Source organism: Corynebacterium glutamicum ATCC 13032 (assembly GCF_000011325.1).
Taxonomy (GTDB): domain Bacteria; phylum Actinomycetota; class Actinomycetes; order Mycobacteriales; family Mycobacteriaceae; genus Corynebacterium; species Corynebacterium glutamicum.
The window spans coordinates 1,181,935-1,201,086 of sequence record NC_003450.3 but is presented as its reverse complement, the minus strand read 5'-3'; the positions used below and the strand labels follow the sequence as shown (position 1 = coordinate 1,201,086).

Genomic DNA, 19,152 nt, shown 5'->3' with positions numbered 1-19,152 from the left:
AGTTGGAAAAATTGAGTACTAAATCTTCAGCTCCTGCAAAAAGGCGCGCCGGCCCCGTCGATCCGCGGCTTTTGCGCCTATCCCCCGCTACCCGCCGTTGGGTGATAATCGCAGGTGTTCTCACCGCGTTGAAAACCCTCGCGACAGTCGCAATGGGCTTGCTCATCGGCCAGATGGCAGCGGGCATCATTGAGGTTTCGGGAAGTTCTTTGCCCCGAATGGAACTCATCGCGCTCGCCATCACGGTGGTTGTGCGCGGACTTCTTGCGTGGGCACAGGATCGGTTCGCGCAACGCGCATCGTCCCAGGTGACTGTGGATCTTCGGGAGAAAACCCTGCGGCACCTGGCACAAAGCGATCCCCGCACCATCGATCAAGCCTTGTGGCGCACCCGTTTGACCTCTGGCCTTGATGGTTTGGGGCCTTACCTCACCGGATTTTTGCCAGCTCTAGCCGCCACGATCATTGCCACCCCGGTCATGCTCGCGGTGGTGGGTTGGCTGGATGTTGGGTCCATGGTCATCGCGATCATCACGCTCCCCCTCATTCCGGTGTTCATGTGGCTGGTGGGAACACTCACCGCAGGTCGCACCGAACAACGCCTCAGCGACCTAGCCATTTTGGGAGGTCAGCTGCTTGATCTCATCGCAGGCTTGCCCACCTTGCGAGCATTCAGGCGCCACCAAGACATGGCAGCTCAGGTCACGCGACTATCCTCCCAACATGCAAGCTCCACGTTGAGCGTGCTGAAAATCGCGTTCCTTTCCAGCTTTGTGTTGGAATTTTTGGCCACACTATCGGTCGCATTGGTAGCGGTTGGCATCGGATTTCGCCTGCTCGCGGGCGATCTCACCCTCGCCATCGGCCTGACCGTACTGATCATCATCCCAGAGGTCTACGCGCCGATCCGCGAAGTCGGCACCCGCTTCCACGACGCCCAAGACGGCCTGGTTGCCACCGATGAGATCCTAAAATTACTCAGCGTTTCTTCGCTTGTCGACGCGCCTACCCACACACCCCGCGACGTTGCAGGCGGGCTGGAGGTGAGCGTCGAAAAGCTTCGCGCTGATGGACGCGATGGGCCGAGGCCTGCTGATTTGTCGTTCACCGCAAAGCCTGGGCAGTTGACGGTGCTGTGGGGGCCAAACGGCAGCGGCAAATCCACGGCCTTGCTAGCGGTGTTGGGCTTGGCGACGGAAGGCATCACTGGAGAGGTTTCCGTCAAGGATGCCTCGGGCCAGGAATTTAAGGACAGCGCATTGTGGGAGCACTGCGCATATTTGCCGCAGCGGCCGGTCATTGATCCGGAAAGTGTCAGTGATTATGCGGAACTGTCGCTTGGGCAGCGCCAACGGCTTGCGCTGAAACGTGAGCTTGGGGCGCAATTGCTCCTGTTGGATGAGCCGACCGCGCACCTGGATCCAGACAACGCTGCGATCATGATCCAGCAATTGCAGGCTGAAGCCCGCCGAGGCACCACAGTACTGGCGGTTTCGCATGATCCTTTGCTGCGTGCGGCTGCCGATGAAGTGGTGGAGGTCAAATGAACACCCTGGTAAAACTTCGTTTCCGCGAGCTAATTCCCGCCGTTGTTGCAGGTAGCGTCACGATGATCGCCTCCATCACCCTGACGGTGGTGTCGGCCTGGCTGATCACCAAAGCTTGGGAAATGCCGCCAGTGATGGATCTGACCGTGGCGGTCACCGCTGTGCGAGCCCTGGGCATTAGCCGTGCGATGTTCCGTTATATAGAGAGAATCGTTTCACATGACTTGGCGTTGAAGGCAGCCAGCCGAGCCCGTTCGAGTGCATATCAACGCCTGGCTTCGTCGCCAAACTCTGCGTTGACGATGCGCCGCGGCGAACTGCTTAGCCGCCTTGGTGTGGATATCGATTCGGTTGCCGATGTCATCGTCCGCGCCGTCATTCCCGCCGGAGTTGCCCTGCTCACCGGAGTTGTCGCGATCATCTTCACCGCGATTCTCAGCCCCGCAACCGCACTTGTCCTGGCGATTGGATTGATTGCTGCTGCAATTATCCCTCCCCTGCTTGCTGCTCGCGGAGTTAAAACAGCCGAAGCCCGGCGCGCTGAATCCAGCGAAGCCTACTTGAGTTCCTTGGATCAGGTGCTGTCCAACCAGGCGGCGCTTCGTGTTCGTGGTGAAATGCCGGCCGCTCTGTCCAAGGCGGATGTGGCTGCGCGTTCCTATTCTTCTTCACTGGAGGCAGGCGCGAAAGACACTGCCATTGGCGCAGCGAGTTCCCTGTGGATTCACGGTTTCACTGTCATTGGTGTGCTCATGGTTTCCGCGTCACTGTATGCAGATGGAAGCCATTCACCGCAGTGGTTTGGTGTGTTGGTGCTGCTTTCACTCGCAGCTTTCGAGGCTGTCTCTGTTCTCCCCGATGCTGCGATTGCTCGTACCCGCGCCGCAGATGCCACCAGGAGGCTTGCGGAAATCTCGGCGCTGCCAGAATCTGTCTCTCTTGAGCTTCGCACGGCCTCTGACCAGCCCGTATTACGCGCCGAGAATCTAGTTTATGGATGGGACAGCGACCTAGGCACGAGCAACCTGGATCTCACCTTTGGTTCACGACATGAAATCATCGCACCCTCTGGAACTGGCAAAACGACCCTGCTGCTCACACTTGCGGGGCTGTTGGAACCTCGTGGAGGCCAAGTGCTTATCGACGGCACCAATCCTTCCGAGTTGAAAAACGCCGTGCTGTTCAGTCCAGAAGATGCCCACATTTTTGCCACCACTGTCCGAGATAACTTAGCACTCGGAGCACCGGAAGCAACCGACGCGGAAATGACATCGATCCTGGAACATGTTGGTTTGTCAGAGTGGGTTCAAGGTTTACCCGATGGTCTTGGCACTGTCCTTGATTCAGGTGCCGATAGTCTCTCGGGAGGTCAGCGCCGCCGCCTGCTCCTTGCCCGCGTACTACTAAGTGATGCACCAATTCTGCTTTTGGATGAACCCACCGAGCACCTCGACACTGCAGGCTCCTCTGAAATCTTGTCTATGCTGGCCTCCGATGAACTCCCTGGTAAAAGAGCTAGGAGAACCGTAGTGATTGTGAGGCATGTGAGGTAATTTTGCCCCGCTGTCTTCTGACCAGAATGATGTTAGTTGGTGGTCGTTGTCGACTTAGTTCATAGGGGAAAGAATGTGCGAATATCCACCACAGATTCGAGGTTTCCAGCCTTCTGTGGTGGATTTTTGCAACTTAGCTCCCGGAATATGCAAAAATCTGTTCGATTTTTACTTTCCAGGCCTGTTTGTGGTGAGTCCTTGATCAGCAAACACCCAGGTTTCACATCTACCCCACTTGCCCCAAAATGTCACCCTCCTAGAATCGCGTTTAAGGACCCAAACAACCTCAACCGACACTCTGGACCACTCCGGAACACCTTGACCCCTTAAATCGCCTTCCACAACGAGGCGCCAATAAACCAACTATCCCACCACCTCCTCAACCTTCACCCCTCGCGCACGCCCATGCTCCACAGCCCAGGCGCGCAGCTTTTTATCCAAATCGGTGGTGCGATATTCCGGAATAATGAACGGCCCCTCGATGTGAAGATGAAGCGCACCACCGCGGGAAAACTCCGGAACAATAGTCAACTGCATCGCTGCGATTATCTTGCCACGAGCGTTTCGAACCACCGCCAGGAAATGCGAAGACTCGTGTGTCAGCAGGTCAAGGGCATGTTCAAGATCCACCAGCTCACAAGGGTCAGCTGCGTTTCGGGCAAGTAGCGGGGCGATCTCGGAAATATCGGCGCGAGTTCCATGCCGAAGTGTCAGCTGTTCCCCGCCGGCCTGCAGATTCACCGTCCCAGCTTCGGCGCGCATCTGAGCAACAATCGCATCAATCCAGCGGCCTACATTTTCCCGCGCCACCAAAGAGTCAGGATAACGACAGCGAAGGTGCGCGCCGGAGCGATCCAAAATAAACCACAGCATCACACCATCGGTGCGCAGTGAAGCGCTGACATACTGGGCTTGGAGGCCAATATCGTCAATGCTCACTGGGAGTCGGCGCAGGTCAAGCCAAGAAATAGCAAACATTCCTGGCGTTTCCGGCATGCCACCCCACGGTTCAAGCAGCTCAGCCAGCGGGTAGCTTCCCAAAGAAACAGCCTCGCGAACAGCTTGGGCTGCAGTGTGAGGATCGGAATCTGGCACCTCAATGACCGAATTGGAGATAAACCACCCGACACTATCGTGCCAGCGCTGATCGAAACGGCTATGGACTGGGAATACAGCACGCAACGGAAGGTCCGCCAGCGCCGCCGTAACATCAGCCATCACTGAAATAGTCAAGGCCAGGGAGCTTACCTGTTGTGCGCGGGCGCGTGCCGAGTAAATCGCCAAGCCATTGACCCCGAAAATGTCGCGGACTTCAACGCGTTCAGGCATGGAGATGGCATCGCCAAGCGGAAGCGGGAACTGAGGCATTTTTCCACCACCAGCTTCCAAAATTTCACGCCACCGCTGGTGAATCCGCTCCGGTGCAGGTGGAGCCGCGAGGAGTTCCGCGGTGTGCGATTCAAACGCCAACGGCGGCTCAACGGGAAGTTCCATATCGAGCGCAGCCAACAAATCGCGCACAATCACCAGCATGGACCACATATCCACATGCGAATGATCACTACCAATAATCACCGTGGGACGCGGATGCGCATCAATAATGCACAAACTATGCGATGGCCTCGAGTACGGCGAACACTGCCGATTCAACACCGCCCGCAACGCCTCATTAATGCTCTCACCAGGCGCAACGGCGTGGTCAATCCATTTTCCCGGGCCCACATCAATGCGGTGTTGCTGCACTTCCCCACCCATTCCCGTGCTAAATACTGTGCGCAAGGTGCCGTGCCGTTCAATCACTTCAAGCCACGCGCGCTCCAATTCCTCACGGCTGATCGCCTTAGGCATAGAAACACTAATCGCCATCCAACTACCCGGTCGCTCGCCGGCACCCACATGTCGTTGCTGATCAAAGGACACCGGCACCGCCTCACCCGGAGCCGATGCATAAGGGTGATAGCTGCTCAACGTGCCAAACGGAAGGTTTAATTGGTCTACATGTGTCAGTCTCATGGCACTATAATAGACCTAGTATCTATAGATTGATAGAAAATAATTTAGGAAGTTTCCATGAACTCTCCCCTACAACACAGCGCCTTCCCCGTCCCCGGCGCGCAACTCTCCACCTCATACAGCGACGAACACGGCCAAGCCGTCATCCAACTTCACGGCCTCACCTCCTCCCGCCAACGCGACCGCCTCCTCGACCTCGACCTCGGCCGTGGCCTTTCCGGCACGCGCCTTTTGCGTTACGACGCCCGCGGCCACGGCACCTCCACCGGCCGCGCTGCCTCCACCGATTATCAGTGGGACACCCTAGCGGGTGACCTTTTAATGCTTCTCGACGCCCACTTCCCCCACGAACAAGTCCACGGCGTCGGCCCCTCCATGGGTTGCGCCACCCTCCTCAAAGCCGCGGTGTTAAACCCCGACCGCTTCAGTGGATTCACACTCATGCTCCCACCCACCGCCTGGGAATCCCGAAAAGCCCAAGCCTCCGAATACCTATCCCGAGCAGAATTCCTAGAAACCCACGGCATGGACGCCTTCCTCAACGCCGAAAAACTCCACGCCCAACCACCAGCAACCGTAGGAACCCCCGACACAGTCCCCGACATTTCCGCCGAACTCCTCCCCTGGGCTTACCGAGGCGCCGCCCAAAGCGACCTCCCCTCAAAGAAAGAAATCGCCAAAATAACAGCCCCCACCACTATTCTGAGCTGGACCGACGATCCCGGACACCCCGTATCCACGGCAATCGAGCTAACCCGCCTCATGCCAAACGCCCAACTGCGCATTGCCACTACCCCAGCGGAAGTCGCGCGGTGGCCACAACACCTTCGCGATGACCTGCAGTTGGACTAAAAACCTTCATTATCTGGTTTGGTTCAGGAAGCTCATGATCTCCGGCCAATCTTTGCGGGTCTGCTGCATGCCTGCATCGAAAGATGCACGGAGTTTCTTCAGATTGATTTCCGTGTTCTGGATGTTCATGTTGTCCGCAAAGAACACATAGGCGCTGCCTTGTTTCTCTAGGTCGAGGATCTGTTGCTTTACCGAGTTATACAGTGCAGGACGCGCGATGGTGAGGTCGGCGATTGTGGGGAAACGTCGTAAAGCAGCTTTGATGAAACCCGGGCGCCCGATCTCCTTGCGCCAATAATCGCGCGGACGGGAGGCGATAACGAAAAAGCGGGTGAAGCCCGCATCGATGGCCGGCTGTAGCATCAAACCGCCGGTCTCCCCGACCGCGCCATCGACATATGGATGGCCGTCGATGTAGGTGATCGGCATGAAACCAGGCATGGTCGACGACGCGCGAACCCGCTTCATCAGAGCGCTCAAATCCGGGGTGTCTTCCCTGCCCCAAAAAACGGTCTCGCCGGTATCGGCACGCACCGCAGAGAGTTGAAACGGCGTGGGGTCGGCTGAAAAAGTGTCAAAATCGAAAGGAAATTCCTGGTCAGGTTGCGTGGAGGTCTCATAAATATCCACCGCATTGAAATAGCCCCGACCGCGCACCAATGGCTGAATTCCTGAATACCGCCGATCGGCCGCAAACTCTACGAAACTCGACACCGTGCGGAAACGATCCGCCGAAAGATAATTCACCGTATGCGACGCACCCGCTGAGACTCCTCCGACCCAACCGAAATGAATATTGTTGGCGATCAACTGATCAATCACCGCAGCAGTATAAGAATTTCGGGTTCCACCGCCCTCAATGATCAACGCAACATCATCAAAATTCTGGGCAGGGATTTGAGGCATGTGTTCGAGAGTAGTCCTTAATCTATGTCTCGCGGGGCCGCCACATCGCACGCACCCGACGATTGTGTTGACGCACCATCATCCCCGAAGGAAACCCACCCACCACCAGAAGCAACAGTGCCCACAGCCCAAAGAAAGGCTGCGCAAACGCCGCTGCGACAATCAAAACGAAAAAGCCCGCCGCGCGGAGAAAATAGACCAAGAACTGGCCTTTTTGCTCGAAATCAATATCGTGACCTATGAAATACGGAATCAATCCATAGGGTTCGAGCATGCTCCAACGGGCGGTGGCGATGGCTGCGAGAATAGTCCCCGCAATGAGGAACACAACACTCGCTATGATTGCCATGCGCTAATTCTGACAGCACACCGCTATTTTATGCAAGGGCTGCTTAGGCCTTTTCCTTAGGCTTTATCGCGGACTTTCTTGCCACGGTAAACCTGACGAGCTTCATCTTCCTGTGGCTCACTGAGGTAACGCTCCAAAGAATCATCCAACTCAATCATCCACGGAGTGTGGTGTTCAACAGAGGTGGTGCCCGTCATCACGGAAGTATAGGTGTAATCACGGTAGTTGAGGATATCCTCCTCCTTCGACTTCACCCAGCCCTTCAAGATATTCGCGACTTCCTTCAGATCAAACGAAGGATAATCGGTCTGATCGATAAGATCCTCGACGTAATCGCACTGGAAATCAATCTGATCATTCTCAGACTTCAAGCCTTCGAAACGTGACAGCCACTTATCCATATGATTGCGCTGCGCTTCCTTGGAAGGAAGAGCCACGCGGCCCAAAATGACATCGCGAACATACCAAGCCTGAGCATCAAACATGTTGAACGTCAGCCACTGATCCTGAGCACCCAACCAGAACAGCTGGTTATTAGCCTCGGACACCACGCCACGATAAAGCGTATCCGGGTACAGGTTGTTTGGTGAGCTTAAAGTCAGCTCAGACGGCATAAATGGGTAATGGTGTAAGTAACCAGTACAGAACACCACGATGTCGACCTTGCGCTTTTCACCATTGACAAAGTGAACCTCGGAGCCGTCGAAACGCTCAACCAAAGGAAGCTCAGTCATCTCTTCAGGCCACTCATACCCCATTGGGTTTGAGCGGTAAGAGAAAGTCACCGAACGAGCACCCATCTTGTACGCCTGGGTACCGATATCTTCCGCAGAATAACTTGCACCAATCAGCAAAATATCCTTGTCAGCAACAGCCTCTGCACCACGGAACTCGTGAGCATGCATGATCTGACCTGGGAAAGTCTCCACACCATCAAAGTGAGGGACGTTCGGGAAGCTGAAGTGTCCAGCGCCAACAATCACGTTGTCATAAGTATCACTGCTGGTCTCACCGGTGCGGAGGTTCTCCACCGTCACGGTGAACAGCTTGGTGGCCTCATCAAAACTCACCCAGCGAACAACATGCGCGAACTTGATGTACTTCTCAACGTTCGACTTCTTTGCACGACCTGCAATGTAATCCCACAACACTTCACGTGGAGGGTAAGAAGAAATTGGCTTTCCGAAGTGCTCATCGAAGCTGTACTCAGCAAATTCGAGAACTTCCTTCGGACCGTTTGACCACAGGTTTCGGTACATACTTGAGTGCACAGGCTCACCATAAGAGTCTGTTCCCGTGCGCCAAGAGTAATTCCACTGCCCACCCCAGGTATCCTGCTTTTCAAAACACACCAGCTCAGGGATCTCATGCCCCTGCTTTTCAGCAGACTCAAACGCCCTCAACTGAGCGATACCACTCGGACCTGCACCAATAATCGCAACGCGCTTATTCTTCATAACCATCTCCATGAATGCCTCCTATACCCATTCCGCAAAAGGCGGCCTTCACTTAAAACACCAACATGGCAGGGCAAACGAAACAATGCGTGCCACAGACCATGTACAAAAAGTTCTACATCCTCCACCCGAAGCCATCAGGAACTCACTTAATGCGGCGGGCTTCCCTGGACTGGGGCCTCACTCGATTAAGGATTCACCATGAATCCACCTCGGTGCACCACCTGGATGGCGGCGAACTCGGACGAGACATACATGTCAAAAACTTCAGCCTCAACTAACTGAAGTCCATGTAGGACCTTAACAGATTAATTCAGGGCTCGCTAGTTTTTAATATTTAACACCTATTTAATCCAGCACACGGTTTAGGCAAAATGGCTGGTCATTGTGACCTTTCGGGGATCTTCACGGGCCGCTAAATAAGTTTTACTTTTTTATTGCAGATTGGCTGAATTGCCGTGGTTGCGCATTTCGAGAGAGGTGCTGTATGGCGATTTAAGGGCTTCATTTTTCCGAATGTGCGTTTGTATGGACGGGGCCACGAAAGGCCCTTATAAGCGATTCTGAGAGGTCGAACTTTTGGGGATCTTGGTCGTGAAATCAGCCTTTTCGAGGCAAACCAGACAGGCGTGACAGAAACTCAGAAAATTGAGCTCCGTTGTCACGCTTGTCTGGTTTTGATGGAGTCGCGCACCCAAGACCACTCGCATCACGACATTTCCTACCAATCCACCCAGCGATAGAGATTTCACCCTTCCAAAAACTAGGTAAAACCCCAGAAACCCACCCCTAAGACATCAAAAAGCCGCCTCCTGCTCAAAAACATGAGTGGAAAGCGGCCAATATGACATTTAGAAATCGAAATTAGACCAGAGGGGTGGAATCCTCGTAGAAGTCAGCAACGGTGACGGAATCCCAGGTTCGCTGTACCTGCTTGTTGTGCTTATGAACCATCATCAGTGATGGGAAGTAACCGAAAGGAATGATTAGTACTGCCCACACCCCGAAGAAGGATGCTGCCATCGATGCGGAGAGCATCAGTGGGAAAAAGGCCACGAACCGTAGTGAGTACGGCACGAAGTCGTCTTCGTTAGGTAGGCCAATGAGGTAGGAAATTCGTCCGAATGGCTCGCTGGCACTAAAGAGCGCAGCGGCAGCATTCGCCAACATTGCGCCAACGAGGAGGAAAACAACGCTTGCAATGATTATCACGTCTCCTAGCGTGACATGTTTCTTAAGTACTTTCAATTTCTTTTCGACGTGATTTGAAGTCACTTTTTCTAAACTGTGACCCACCACCCAACCATCAACGGGTGTAACCACACGTCACCGCGTTGCATTTTGCAAAACCCCAGTTCAAAACAGGTTCCCCAAAATCTGCGGGGGTAAAATGCGATCTCCCCTTTTCCGTCAACTTGACTATGAGGTTGCACACCTTTACGCCACTTCCCCACCCGACGCAGACAACAGGAGCCCAAAACGGCACCATGAATTTAAATCCCCGGAACTTCTTGACAGACCGAGCAGTCTAGGGTTTGGTTGAAAACGCAATCGGTTCACTTTTAATCCTCTCCCTGGAGCCCCGGATGATGAGGAACGCCAAAGCTTTCTGAATGGAAATTTTAAGCGTTAAGTGGGACGACCTCGATTACAAAAAGGCGAGGAAACCCCCGGGGCAGCTTTCTGCCACCCGGTGATTTCGCGAACCTTGAAACATCGTCAGAAGATTGCCGTGCGTCCTAGCCGGGATCCGCACGTTCGGCTCAAGCAGAAAGTCTTTAACTCACATGACTTCCAACTTTTCTTCCACTGTCGCTGGTCTTCCTCGCATCGGAGCGAAGCGTGAACTGAAGTTCGCGCTCGAAGGCTACTGGAATGGATCAATTGAAGGTCGCGAACTTGCGCAGACCGCCCGCCAATTGGTCAACACTGCATCGGATTCTTTGTCTGGATTGGATTCCGTTCCGTTTGCAGGACGTTCCTACTACGACGCAATGCTCGATACCGCCGCTATTTTGGGTGTGCTGCCGGAGCGTTTTGATGACATCGCTGATCATGAAAACGATGGTCTCCCACTGTGGATTGACCGCTACTTTGGCGCTGCTCGCGGTACTGAGACCCTGCCTGCACAGGCAATGACCAAGTGGTTTGATACCAACTACCACTACCTCGTGCCGGAGTTGTCTGCGGATACACGTTTCGTTTTGGATGCGTCCGCGCTGATTGAGGATCTCCGTTGCCAGCAGGTTCGTGGCGTTAATGCCCGCCCTGTTCTGGTTGGTCCACTGACTTTCCTTTCCCTTGCTCGCACCACTGATGGTTCCAATCCTTTGGATCACCTGCCTGCACTGTTTGAGGTCTACGAGCGCCTCATCAAGTCTTTCGATACTGAGTGGGTTCAGATCGATGAGCCTGCGTTGGTCACCGATGTTGCTCCTGAGGTTTTGGAGCAGGTCCGCGCTGGTTACACCACTTTGGCTAAGCGCGATGGCGTGTTTGTCAATACTTACTTCGGCTCTGGCGATCAGGCGCTGAACACTCTTGCGGGCATCGGCCTTGGCGCGATTGGCGTTGACTTGGTCACCCATGGCGTCACTGAGCTTGCTGCGTGGAAGGGTGAGGAGCTGCTGGTTGCGGGCATCGTTGATGGTCGTAACATTTGGCGCACCGACCTGTGTGCTGCTCTTGCTTCCCTGAAGCGCCTGGCAGCTCGCGGCCCAATCGCAGTGTCTACCTCTTGTTCACTGCTGCACGTTCCTTACACCCTCGAGGCTGAGAACATTGAGCCTGAGGTCCGCGACTGGCTTGCCTTCGGCTCGGAGAAGATCACCGAGGTCAAGCTGCTTGCCGACGCCCTAGCCGGCAACATCGACGCGGCTGCGTTCGATGCGGCGTCCGCAGCAATTGCTTCTCGACGCACCTCCCCACGCACCGCACCAATCACGCAGGAACTCCCTGGCCGTAGCCGTGGATCCTTCGACACTCGTGTTACGCTGCAGGAGAAGTCACTGGAGCTTCCAGCTCTGCCAACCACCACCATTGGTTCTTTCCCACAGACCCCATCCATTCGTTCTGCTCGCGCTCGTCTGCGCAAGGAATCCATCACTTTGGAGCAGTACGAAGAGGCAATGCGCGAAGAAATCGATCTGGTCATCGCCAAGCAGGAAGAACTTGGTCTTGATGTGTTGGTTCACGGTGAGCCAGAGCGCAACGACATGGTTCAGTACTTCTCTGAACTTCTCGACGGTTTCCTCTCAACCGCCAACGGCTGGGTCCAAAGCTACGGCTCCCGCTGTGTTCGTCCTCCAGTGTTGTTCGGAAACGTTTCCCGCCCAGCGCCAATGACTGTCAAGTGGTTCCAGTACGCACAGAGCCTGACCCAGAAGCATGTCAAGGGAATGCTCACCGGTCCAGTCACCATCCTTGCATGGTCCTTCGTTCGCGATGATCAGCCGCTGGCTACCACTGCTGACCAGGTTGCACTGGCACTGCGCGATGAAATTAACGATCTCATCGAGGCTGGCGCGAAGATCATCCAGGTGGATGAGCCTGCGATTCGTGAACTGTTGCCGCTACGAGACGTCGATAAGCCTGCCTACCTGCAGTGGTCCGTGGACTCCTTCCGCCTGGCGACTGCCGGCGCACCCGACGACGTCCAAATCCACACCCACATGTGCTACTCCGAGTTCAACGAAGTGATCTCCTCGGTCATCGCGTTGGATGCCGATGTCACCACCATCGAAGCAGCACGTTCCGACATGCAGGTCCTCGCTGCTCTGAAATCTTCCGGCTTCGAGCTCGGCGTCGGACCTGGTGTGTGGGATATCCACTCCCCGCGCGTTCCTTCCGCGCAGGAAGTGGACGGTCTCCTCGAGGCTGCACTGCAGTCCGTGGATCCTCGCCAGCTGTGGGTCAACCCAGACTGTGGTCTGAAGACCCGTGGATGGCCAGAAGTGGAAGCTTCCCTAAAGGTTCTCGTTGAGTCCGCTAAGCAGGCTCGTGAGAAAATCGGAGCAACTATCTAAATTGGGTTACCGCTAGGAACCCAAAGATTAAGGGCACGAGTGTCACCAGGATTGCCGCACCCATGGCAACACCGAAGGACACCGTGCCCACTCCTATTTGCATCACAGCGCCCAAGGTAGCGGCGCCCAAAACAGCGCCCACCTGGCGTGAGGTGTTGTAAAAACCAGAAGCAGAGCCCACTAAATCCTGCGGAACATCACGCAGAGCAATCACAGAGTTCGGTGCAAAACTCATCGCGTTGGAGCTACCGAACAAAATAATCGGGATGAGTAGCCACCACGGCGATAGGTTGGCGATCATAAAGACAGCCATCAACGCCATCGAGAAAATCAGCGCGCCGAATCCGATCTTGGAGATCATTCCTGGTGCCAGGCGATCCACCAATCGTCCAATTACTGGTGACATCACCACAGAGATGATGCCCATCGGAACCAACATCAAACCGGCCAACTGCGACGACATTCCCTGAGCCGTTTGCAGATACAACATGATGGGCAAATTAACGGAATACACCGTAAAGCCCAGGCTGAAGATCGAAAATGCACCGATCGCGAAGTTGCGCGTCTTGAAAATCCTCAACGGCATCAGTGGCGCCTTGGATCTTGTTTGCATCCATATAAAGAGCACAGCTGCAGCAATACCAACGGCAAGGGACACCCAAATCAGTGTTCCCCACCCAAGTTCTGGCCCCTGCTGCAAGGCAAGAACCACACCAAGTACAGCAACAAGTGAGACCGCACCCGAGAGCCAATCGATCTTCGAGGTTCCCGTGGGAAGTTTAGGCACATAACGCGCCACCATAAATAGGGAGATCAATCCGAGCGGCACATAAACCAAGAACACAGCACGCCAGCTGATCCACCCCACCAGAACACCACCGATAACTGGCCCGAAAAGTCCAGCTGATGAGGCAACAGCACTCCACACCCCGGTGGCGGCTCCCCTACGATCATGCGCGAAAATCTTGTGAATGATGCTCAGGGGCTGCGGATTAAGAAGAGATCCGCCCAGGCCCTGCACCGCGCGAGCAGCAATCAACCATTCGATGCTTGGTGCAAATACACAGGCCAACGCCGCGAGGGTAAACACAGCCATGCCGGCAAGATAAATATTTCGCTGTCCATAACGATCACCCAAGCGCCCAGTAATCAACAGTGGCACCGCAAAAGTGAGCAAATAAACCGCTGACACCCACACCGCTTGGTTCAGGCTCGCACCCAAATCCTCTTGAATCTTTGGCAGCGCGACAGCCACCAACGATTGGTCAAGCAGTGTGAGAAACAGCCCAACACTTAAAGCGCCCAGAGCTTTCCACGCCCTGGACTCCACAATTGGCGTCATTTATACCTGCTCGACTTTCGCCGTTGGCAGCGTCTCCCGGCCGAAGATCCATGCGACCGCAGCCAGCAAACTGATCACACCACACAGCATGAATCCGATTTGGAAGCCTGCCTGTTCTGCGATCATGCCTACGAGAATCGGGCCAACAATCGCACCGAAATCCTGCGCCATTTGGAAATTCGCTAAGACTTTTCCGCCGGGGCGGGAATCTATAACATCAGCGAGCACCGCCTGCTGACTTGGATTAAGCAAGCCCGCACCAGCACCTGCCAACGCAGATACCGTGATCAGGATCCACACTTCTGTGCCGAATCCGATCATTGCCGTGAACACTGCATTGACGATCAGCCCGGAAATAATCATCGGTTTACGGCCAATGCGATCTGAGAGATCGCCCGCGAATTGCAGACACAAAGCATTTCCAGCGGCGAACGCAGCCATGGCAAAACCCGCAATAGCTCCGCCATTGCTAAATGCAGCTGCGGCAAACAGTGGAAGAACCGCCACACGCACACCAAAGTTCGACCAACCATTGGCAAAAGCACTAAACAACGCCGAGCGGTAGGCAGAATCCTTAATTGCCTCAGCAAAGCGCAACGCCGGCACACTATTGCTATCAGCCTTCCGAAGTGAATCGTTGGTTTTCGGCATCCGCCACCACACAACAAGTGCAGCTAAGCCAACGGAAGCACCATAAATCGCGAACGGCCACCGCATGCCCAAACCGGACATCGCAGCACCCACAACCGGGCCAATAATATTGCCAAACAGGAACGAACTGGCATATACCGACGAACACCGCCCGCGGATCTCCACCGGCGCCATCTTCACGATCAGGCCCATGGCAGAGACCGTAAACATGGTGGAACCAATACCTGCGATGCCACGAAGCAGCAGAATCTGCCAGTATTCCTGCGCCAACGCAACAAGCCCCGTGGTGATAGCCACGGTGAGTAAACCAGTGAGATACACACGACGGGAACCGATCTTATCGATCAAACTCCCCGACATCGGCGCAAACAACAACCGGGCGCCCGCAAAGATGGACACCACCGCACTGGCAGCTGCAAAACTTACATCAAAACCGACCACAAACTGTGGCAAAATCGGCGCAATCAGGCCATAGCCCAGCGCAATAATAAACGCAGCCACAACCAGCACCCAGATCTCCTCTGGGATTTTTGGTTTAGCCTCTAATTCTATTTTTTGAGTTAACATTTCACACCCAAGGCTAGCCCTGCGCCCCTTTTATATCTAGCTGACCAGTATTAATACCAATAATAGAACATATTATCGAACAATGTCGCTTGGGTGCTCTACACTTCCCACTATGATCAAACACCGAAACCGCCTAATGTCTTCCATCTACTCCGCAACTCGCTACGCCGCCCACTTCAAAAGCGTCTTCCCCACCGCCCTGGATGACATTCAATCCATGATGCGCCACCCTCGATCACTGGCCAGAGCCATACCCACGTGGCGCCCGCCGAGCATCCCGCTACCGTCACTTCCCGGCGAAGATCCCCTCACCCTCACCTTGTCACGTCACCGCGCAGGCCCCGCCGCCCGCCAAATCATCCGCGAGTTCGGTGAGCAACGTGAACCCGCCTATCTCATCACCATCCGCATCACCAGCCCAGAGGGCTTCAAAGTATCCACCCGCCTCGCCGAAGGCTGGATCCGCGCAATTCTCAGCACCGCGCACAGCGGCACTGTCCACCAGCTCACCGATGAGCCGGCACCGACGTTTTGCTGGCTTGTCGACGCCCACTTTGATCCGGTGCGTTCCCCTTCCTTCCTTTTCGAATATTCCAAAAGTGCAGCCTAGAAAATGACGAAACCCTGGATTCCAAGAATCCAGGGCACCGCGACAAAGGCTAAAATCTAGTCTTCGTCATCATCCTCATCGTCCTCGTCATCATCGAGGTCGTCGTCATCTTCTTCAGAGTCATCGACGAAAAGGTCATAAACATCCGGCTCATCAAATTCCTCGTCCTCAAAAGGAACGAGCTGTGCTTCCCAATCCTCAGCCTGGTCATCGGCGAGGGAAAGGATATCGAAAAGTCGATCAAAATCAGTGAAGGTACCCAAGTCGAGGACTTCATCAGTGACAAATTCCAACTCGGAGGTCAAATCAGCGAACATGCGTTGGCGATCTTCATCCGATAGAACTGCGTCGCCGTCGGATTCCCACAATTCTTCAATGGCCTGATCAATCAGATCTTCAAAGGACTCACCGATCGCGATGAAATTGACCGTTGCGGTTGGGACGCCGTCTTCAACCTCGACCAAAACCTGAAGCTCAGAATTCTGGCCGACTTCCGCACGAACCAAATTTGCATTCACTGCATCCTGGAAAAACTCCAAATCCTGGATGCGTTCATCAGTTCCTTCAAGTAGATCACGCAGCACAGTCACCACCTGATCAGTAGCAACATGCTTTGCGACAGCAGCGACAGCATCCTCAACAGAGAACACCACCGAAACGAGAACTGCCTCGAACTCATCATCGTCTTCATCAACATTGGCTGCAGCGATATAAACGTTTGCTGCAGGTAGGAGGGAATCGATCTCCACGAACTGGATTTCCAAGTCAGAGGTGATCGGAACGAACATTGTGTCGCCGTTTACGCGGGACTCGATACCGTCACTATCAAGTCCAGCCGCGATGTCCTCAAAAAAGCTCATGTTCTGATGACCTTCCATCTGGTTTGTGCTGGGGACGTCCCCCAAAGACACTGCCGACAAGCCTAGCGTCCACAACGAATCCGCGCCTAGCCTTTCACCTCTTCTGTGGGCACGACGTGCAAAAATCAGCTCGTGGTGAGTGGAAAATCATGCAGCATCCAGCTCGAATGAAATAATCGTCGTCGTTAAACCGCGGCGATGGAACTGAGTTCACACTATTCATTCCTTCAATGAGGGCTTCCGCCACCTCGCGGGCATGTTCTTCTTCAAAGGCCTCGACACCTGCGCCGCTAGCTGCGATTCCCAACGCATCTGAGGCAACCGCCCACAGGGGTGCCGGTCGCAGATCCGTGGCAGCGCATAATGCATCAATCACCACGCGGATACTCTCGCCGAATTGGGTGCCCGACAGGTGGAGGGAGGCGTCGACAAGCATCTCCTCCGGCCTGAAGCCGAACCAGTAACCGTCGATGTTATGCAGCTGACCTCGACGTATGTCGAGGCTGGGGATGACATCGAATTCCACCATGGCGGTGACGGCGGGGCCGACAATTGCGGTGCACAGGGAGTGAAACCAGAGTTGTGCTGCATGTTTTGGCTGCTCAATGCCGAAAATTTCTTGGCCTTTGGCAACAGCTTCCAAGATCACTTCCGGGGTTGCTAATTCCTCGAGCGTGATGGGTTGGCCGGCTGTGAGGGTGTCGGCGAAGCGCGGGTACTGCACTAACAGACGTTTCCAGATGCTCATTTATCTACTTCCAAAAAACTGCATAAGGCTAAGCCACTTCAATTGCTGCTCTTCTTCTGTCTCTTCCGGCTCGATGAAATCAAGTTCGTTGGCTAGATCTGGGCGGCCTGTGCCCCATTCGAGCATGTCGTAATTTTCCCACGCCGTGCGTTTGTCCTGGCGTGGATCCCACGCGATTCGGGAGTTGATATCGATGACAAATGTAGCACGGCCCGGTTCGGTATCGCTGCGGCCGCGGTAAGCCTTCCACTCTTCACCGGGCCTGCCGAAGTAGATGAATTGCTTCCAATGCTCTTGGACAAGTTCGGTGACTTTATCCAAATGATCCATGCCGCCGGCAATTTTCGCAAGGTTCATGGAGCGAGAAGATTCATGATCGCCAAAGACAGCGTTGAGTTCGAAAGAGTGAATCGCGCCGAGGCCAAGTTTCCGCATGGATTGTGGGGCGTAATCGAAGCGGTACATCCAGGTATCTTCATCTTGGGAGGCGTGCGACTGCGCCAATCTAACCGACGGTGCCCAGAACAGCGCGTCAGCGAGTAGTTCAGAAAAGTCTGTGCGTGCCTCGCCTCCGCCATAGGCGCTAACCACGCGTTCTGCATTGTGGGGATCATACACAGACAGCATGCGTAAGGCAGAGCGACGTCGGGCAGAGCTTCTTAAATAAAAGGCTTTGGAGAAAGAAGTTTCTCCGTTATTAGTACCGATCATGAAGGGAATGCGGTGTTGTCTTCCCTGTTCAAACATGGTGAGCGGGTGCTCAGGTAGCAAGGAACCATCCACCGTGGGCCCGTAACAAGAGTTGAGTTGGAGCAGTTCGCCGGAGCGCCACATCATCGACTGCCCGGCGCGCACTAGATCATCGGCGGATTCTTGGCGCAGTTCATCCAAGGTGGTTTCCCTGGGCAATGCCATGCGGTAGATCAGTTCACGTGCCCAGAATTTTGCTTGGGTAGATGAGTGCACAGAGATGACCGGCGCGGATTGGGCGATGGCGCGGTGGAATAGTCCTCCTGCAGCGGGCACACACATGAGTGCAACCACTGCTGCAGCGCCCGCGGATTCGCCCATGAGGGTGACGTTGTCAGGATCCCCACCGAATGCTTCGATATTACGGCTGACCCACTGCAGGGCCAGGAGCTGATCGTGGAGCGCGGGGTTGGCTACGCAATCCTCCCCCACGGAACGCAGATCTAGATAGCCCAAAGCGCCGAGGCGGAAATTAACGGACACGTAGACCACATTCATGTTTGTGACGAGGTTATATCCGCGCAGCGCTTTTTCGCTTGATGAGCCCATGATGAAGGAACCGCCGTGGAGATACACCACAACAGGAAGCTTTTCTTCGGAATCAGGCCGCACGACATCGAGGTTAAGGCAGTCTTCTGAACCGCGAATCTTATCTGTCCAGGAGTACGTTGGCTGAGAAGCTACTTCACCGAACATTGAGCAATCGCGCACGCCGTCCCATTTCTTGGCGGGCCGGGGTGCCCGGAAGCGATATTTTCCGCCAGTGTTTCGGCCGTAGGGAATTCCCCTCCAGGTTTTAAGCCCTGGTCCTTTGACGCCTTTAACAAACCCTGTTGAGGTGGGAACCACCATCTCATCCGCCAACACCGAACCCGCTGCACTGTTAGCCATATGCGGTGAGTACCGAGGTGTCCACGTCGAA

The 19,152-nt window shown here is 54.7% G+C and carries 15 protein-coding genes; 5 read left to right on the top strand and 10 right to left on the bottom strand.

The genetic code is table 11. The features are described 5' to 3' along the window. The first annotated feature begins 11 nt into the window (after positions 1–11). Both CGL_RS05725 and cydC read left to right on the top strand, forming a co-directional pair. A complete protein-coding gene (locus tag CGL_RS05725) occupies positions 12–1,547 on the top strand; it encodes an ABC transporter ATP-binding protein/permease (protein WP_011265694.1) in 1,536 nt (511 codons plus the stop codon). Then, positions 1,544–3,100, top strand: a complete 1,557-nt coding sequence (cydC, locus tag CGL_RS05720; protein ID WP_011014154.1) for a thiol reductant ABC exporter subunit CydC — start codon at positions 1,544–1,546, stop codon at positions 3,098–3,100. The genes CGL_RS05725 and cydC overlap by 4 nt, the downstream gene beginning before the upstream one ends. Positions 3,101–3,463: 363 nt before the next feature. Here cydC and CGL_RS05715 read toward each other — a convergent pair whose 3' ends face one another. Then, entirely contained in the window at positions 3,464–4,966 is a 1,503-nt protein-coding gene (locus CGL_RS05715; RefSeq protein WP_165442300.1) for a peptide synthetase, read from the bottom strand. Between the two features lie 204 nt (positions 4,967–5,170). Between CGL_RS05715 and CGL_RS05710 the strand changes: the two genes are divergently transcribed. After that, positions 5,171–5,965: an alpha/beta fold hydrolase gene (locus tag CGL_RS05710; protein WP_011014152.1), complete on the top strand. Its 795-nt coding sequence runs from the start codon at positions 5,171–5,173 to the stop codon at positions 5,963–5,965. A 9-nt stretch (positions 5,966–5,974) separates the two neighbouring features. Here the strand turns inward: CGL_RS05710 and CGL_RS05705 are convergent, their stop codons facing one another. From CGL_RS05705 to CGL_RS05690, 4 genes are all read right to left on the bottom strand, one after another. Next, complete coding sequence (locus CGL_RS05705) at positions 5,975–6,871, bottom strand: patatin-like phospholipase family protein (protein ID WP_003854943.1); 897 nt, start codon at positions 6,869–6,871, stop codon at positions 5,975–5,977. A gap of 22 nt (positions 6,872–6,893) precedes the next feature. Next, positions 6,894–7,220, bottom strand: a complete 327-nt coding sequence (locus CGL_RS05700; protein WP_011014151.1) for a hypothetical protein — start codon at positions 7,218–7,220, stop codon at positions 6,894–6,896. Between the two features lie 56 nt (positions 7,221–7,276). Further along, positions 7,277–8,689, bottom strand: coding sequence for an NAD(P)-binding domain-containing protein (locus CGL_RS05695; protein WP_011014150.1), 1,413 nt, complete (start codon positions 8,687–8,689; stop codon positions 7,277–7,279). 852 nt (positions 8,690–9,541) lie between these two features. Next, positions 9,542–9,889, bottom strand: a complete 348-nt coding sequence (locus CGL_RS05690) for a hypothetical protein (protein WP_003863814.1) — start codon at positions 9,887–9,889, stop codon at positions 9,542–9,544. 575 nt (positions 9,890–10,464) lie between these two features. Here CGL_RS05690 and metE point away from each other — a divergent pair. Further along, complete coding sequence (gene metE / locus CGL_RS05685; protein WP_011014148.1) at positions 10,465–12,702, top strand: 5-methyltetrahydropteroyltriglutamate--homocysteine S-methyltransferase; 2,238 nt, start codon at positions 10,465–10,467, stop codon at positions 12,700–12,702. Here metE and CGL_RS05680 read toward each other — a convergent pair. Next, positions 12,695–14,044, bottom strand: coding sequence for a DHA2 family efflux MFS transporter permease subunit (locus CGL_RS05680; RefSeq protein WP_011014147.1), 1,350 nt, complete (start codon positions 14,042–14,044; stop codon positions 12,695–12,697). The two genes, metE and CGL_RS05680, sit on opposite strands and share 8 nt — an antisense overlap. After that, a complete protein-coding gene (locus CGL_RS05675; protein ID WP_011014146.1) occupies positions 14,045–15,262 on the bottom strand; it encodes an MFS transporter in 1,218 nt (405 codons plus the stop codon). Between the two features lie 112 nt (positions 15,263–15,374). Here CGL_RS05675 and CGL_RS05670 point away from each other — a divergent pair, with 112 nt between their 5' ends. Beyond that, positions 15,375–15,872 carry a hypothetical protein gene (locus CGL_RS05670; RefSeq protein WP_011014145.1) on the top strand — a complete coding sequence of 166 codons (498 nt, stop codon included), beginning with the start codon at positions 15,375–15,377 and terminating at the stop codon, positions 15,870–15,872. Positions 15,873–15,928: 56 nt separating this feature from the next. Here CGL_RS05670 and CGL_RS05665 read toward each other — a convergent pair whose 3' ends face one another. The 3 genes from CGL_RS05665 to CGL_RS05655 all read right to left on the bottom strand — a co-directional run bounded on the left by CGL_RS05665 (position 15,929) and on the right by CGL_RS05655 (position 19,121). After that, positions 15,929–16,732, bottom strand: coding sequence for a hypothetical protein (locus CGL_RS05665; RefSeq protein ID WP_011014144.1), 804 nt, complete (start codon positions 16,730–16,732; stop codon positions 15,929–15,931). A 94-nt stretch (positions 16,733–16,826) separates the two neighbouring features. Beyond that, positions 16,827–17,480 carry a (2Fe-2S)-binding protein gene (locus CGL_RS05660; RefSeq protein ID WP_011014143.1) on the bottom strand — a complete coding sequence of 218 codons (654 nt, stop codon included), beginning with the start codon at positions 17,478–17,480 and terminating at the stop codon, positions 16,827–16,829. Next, positions 17,481–19,121: a carboxylesterase/lipase family protein gene (locus CGL_RS05655; RefSeq protein WP_041627491.1), complete on the bottom strand. Its 1,641-nt coding sequence runs from the start codon at positions 19,119–19,121 to the stop codon at positions 17,481–17,483. Positions 19,122–19,152 lie beyond the last annotated feature (31 nt).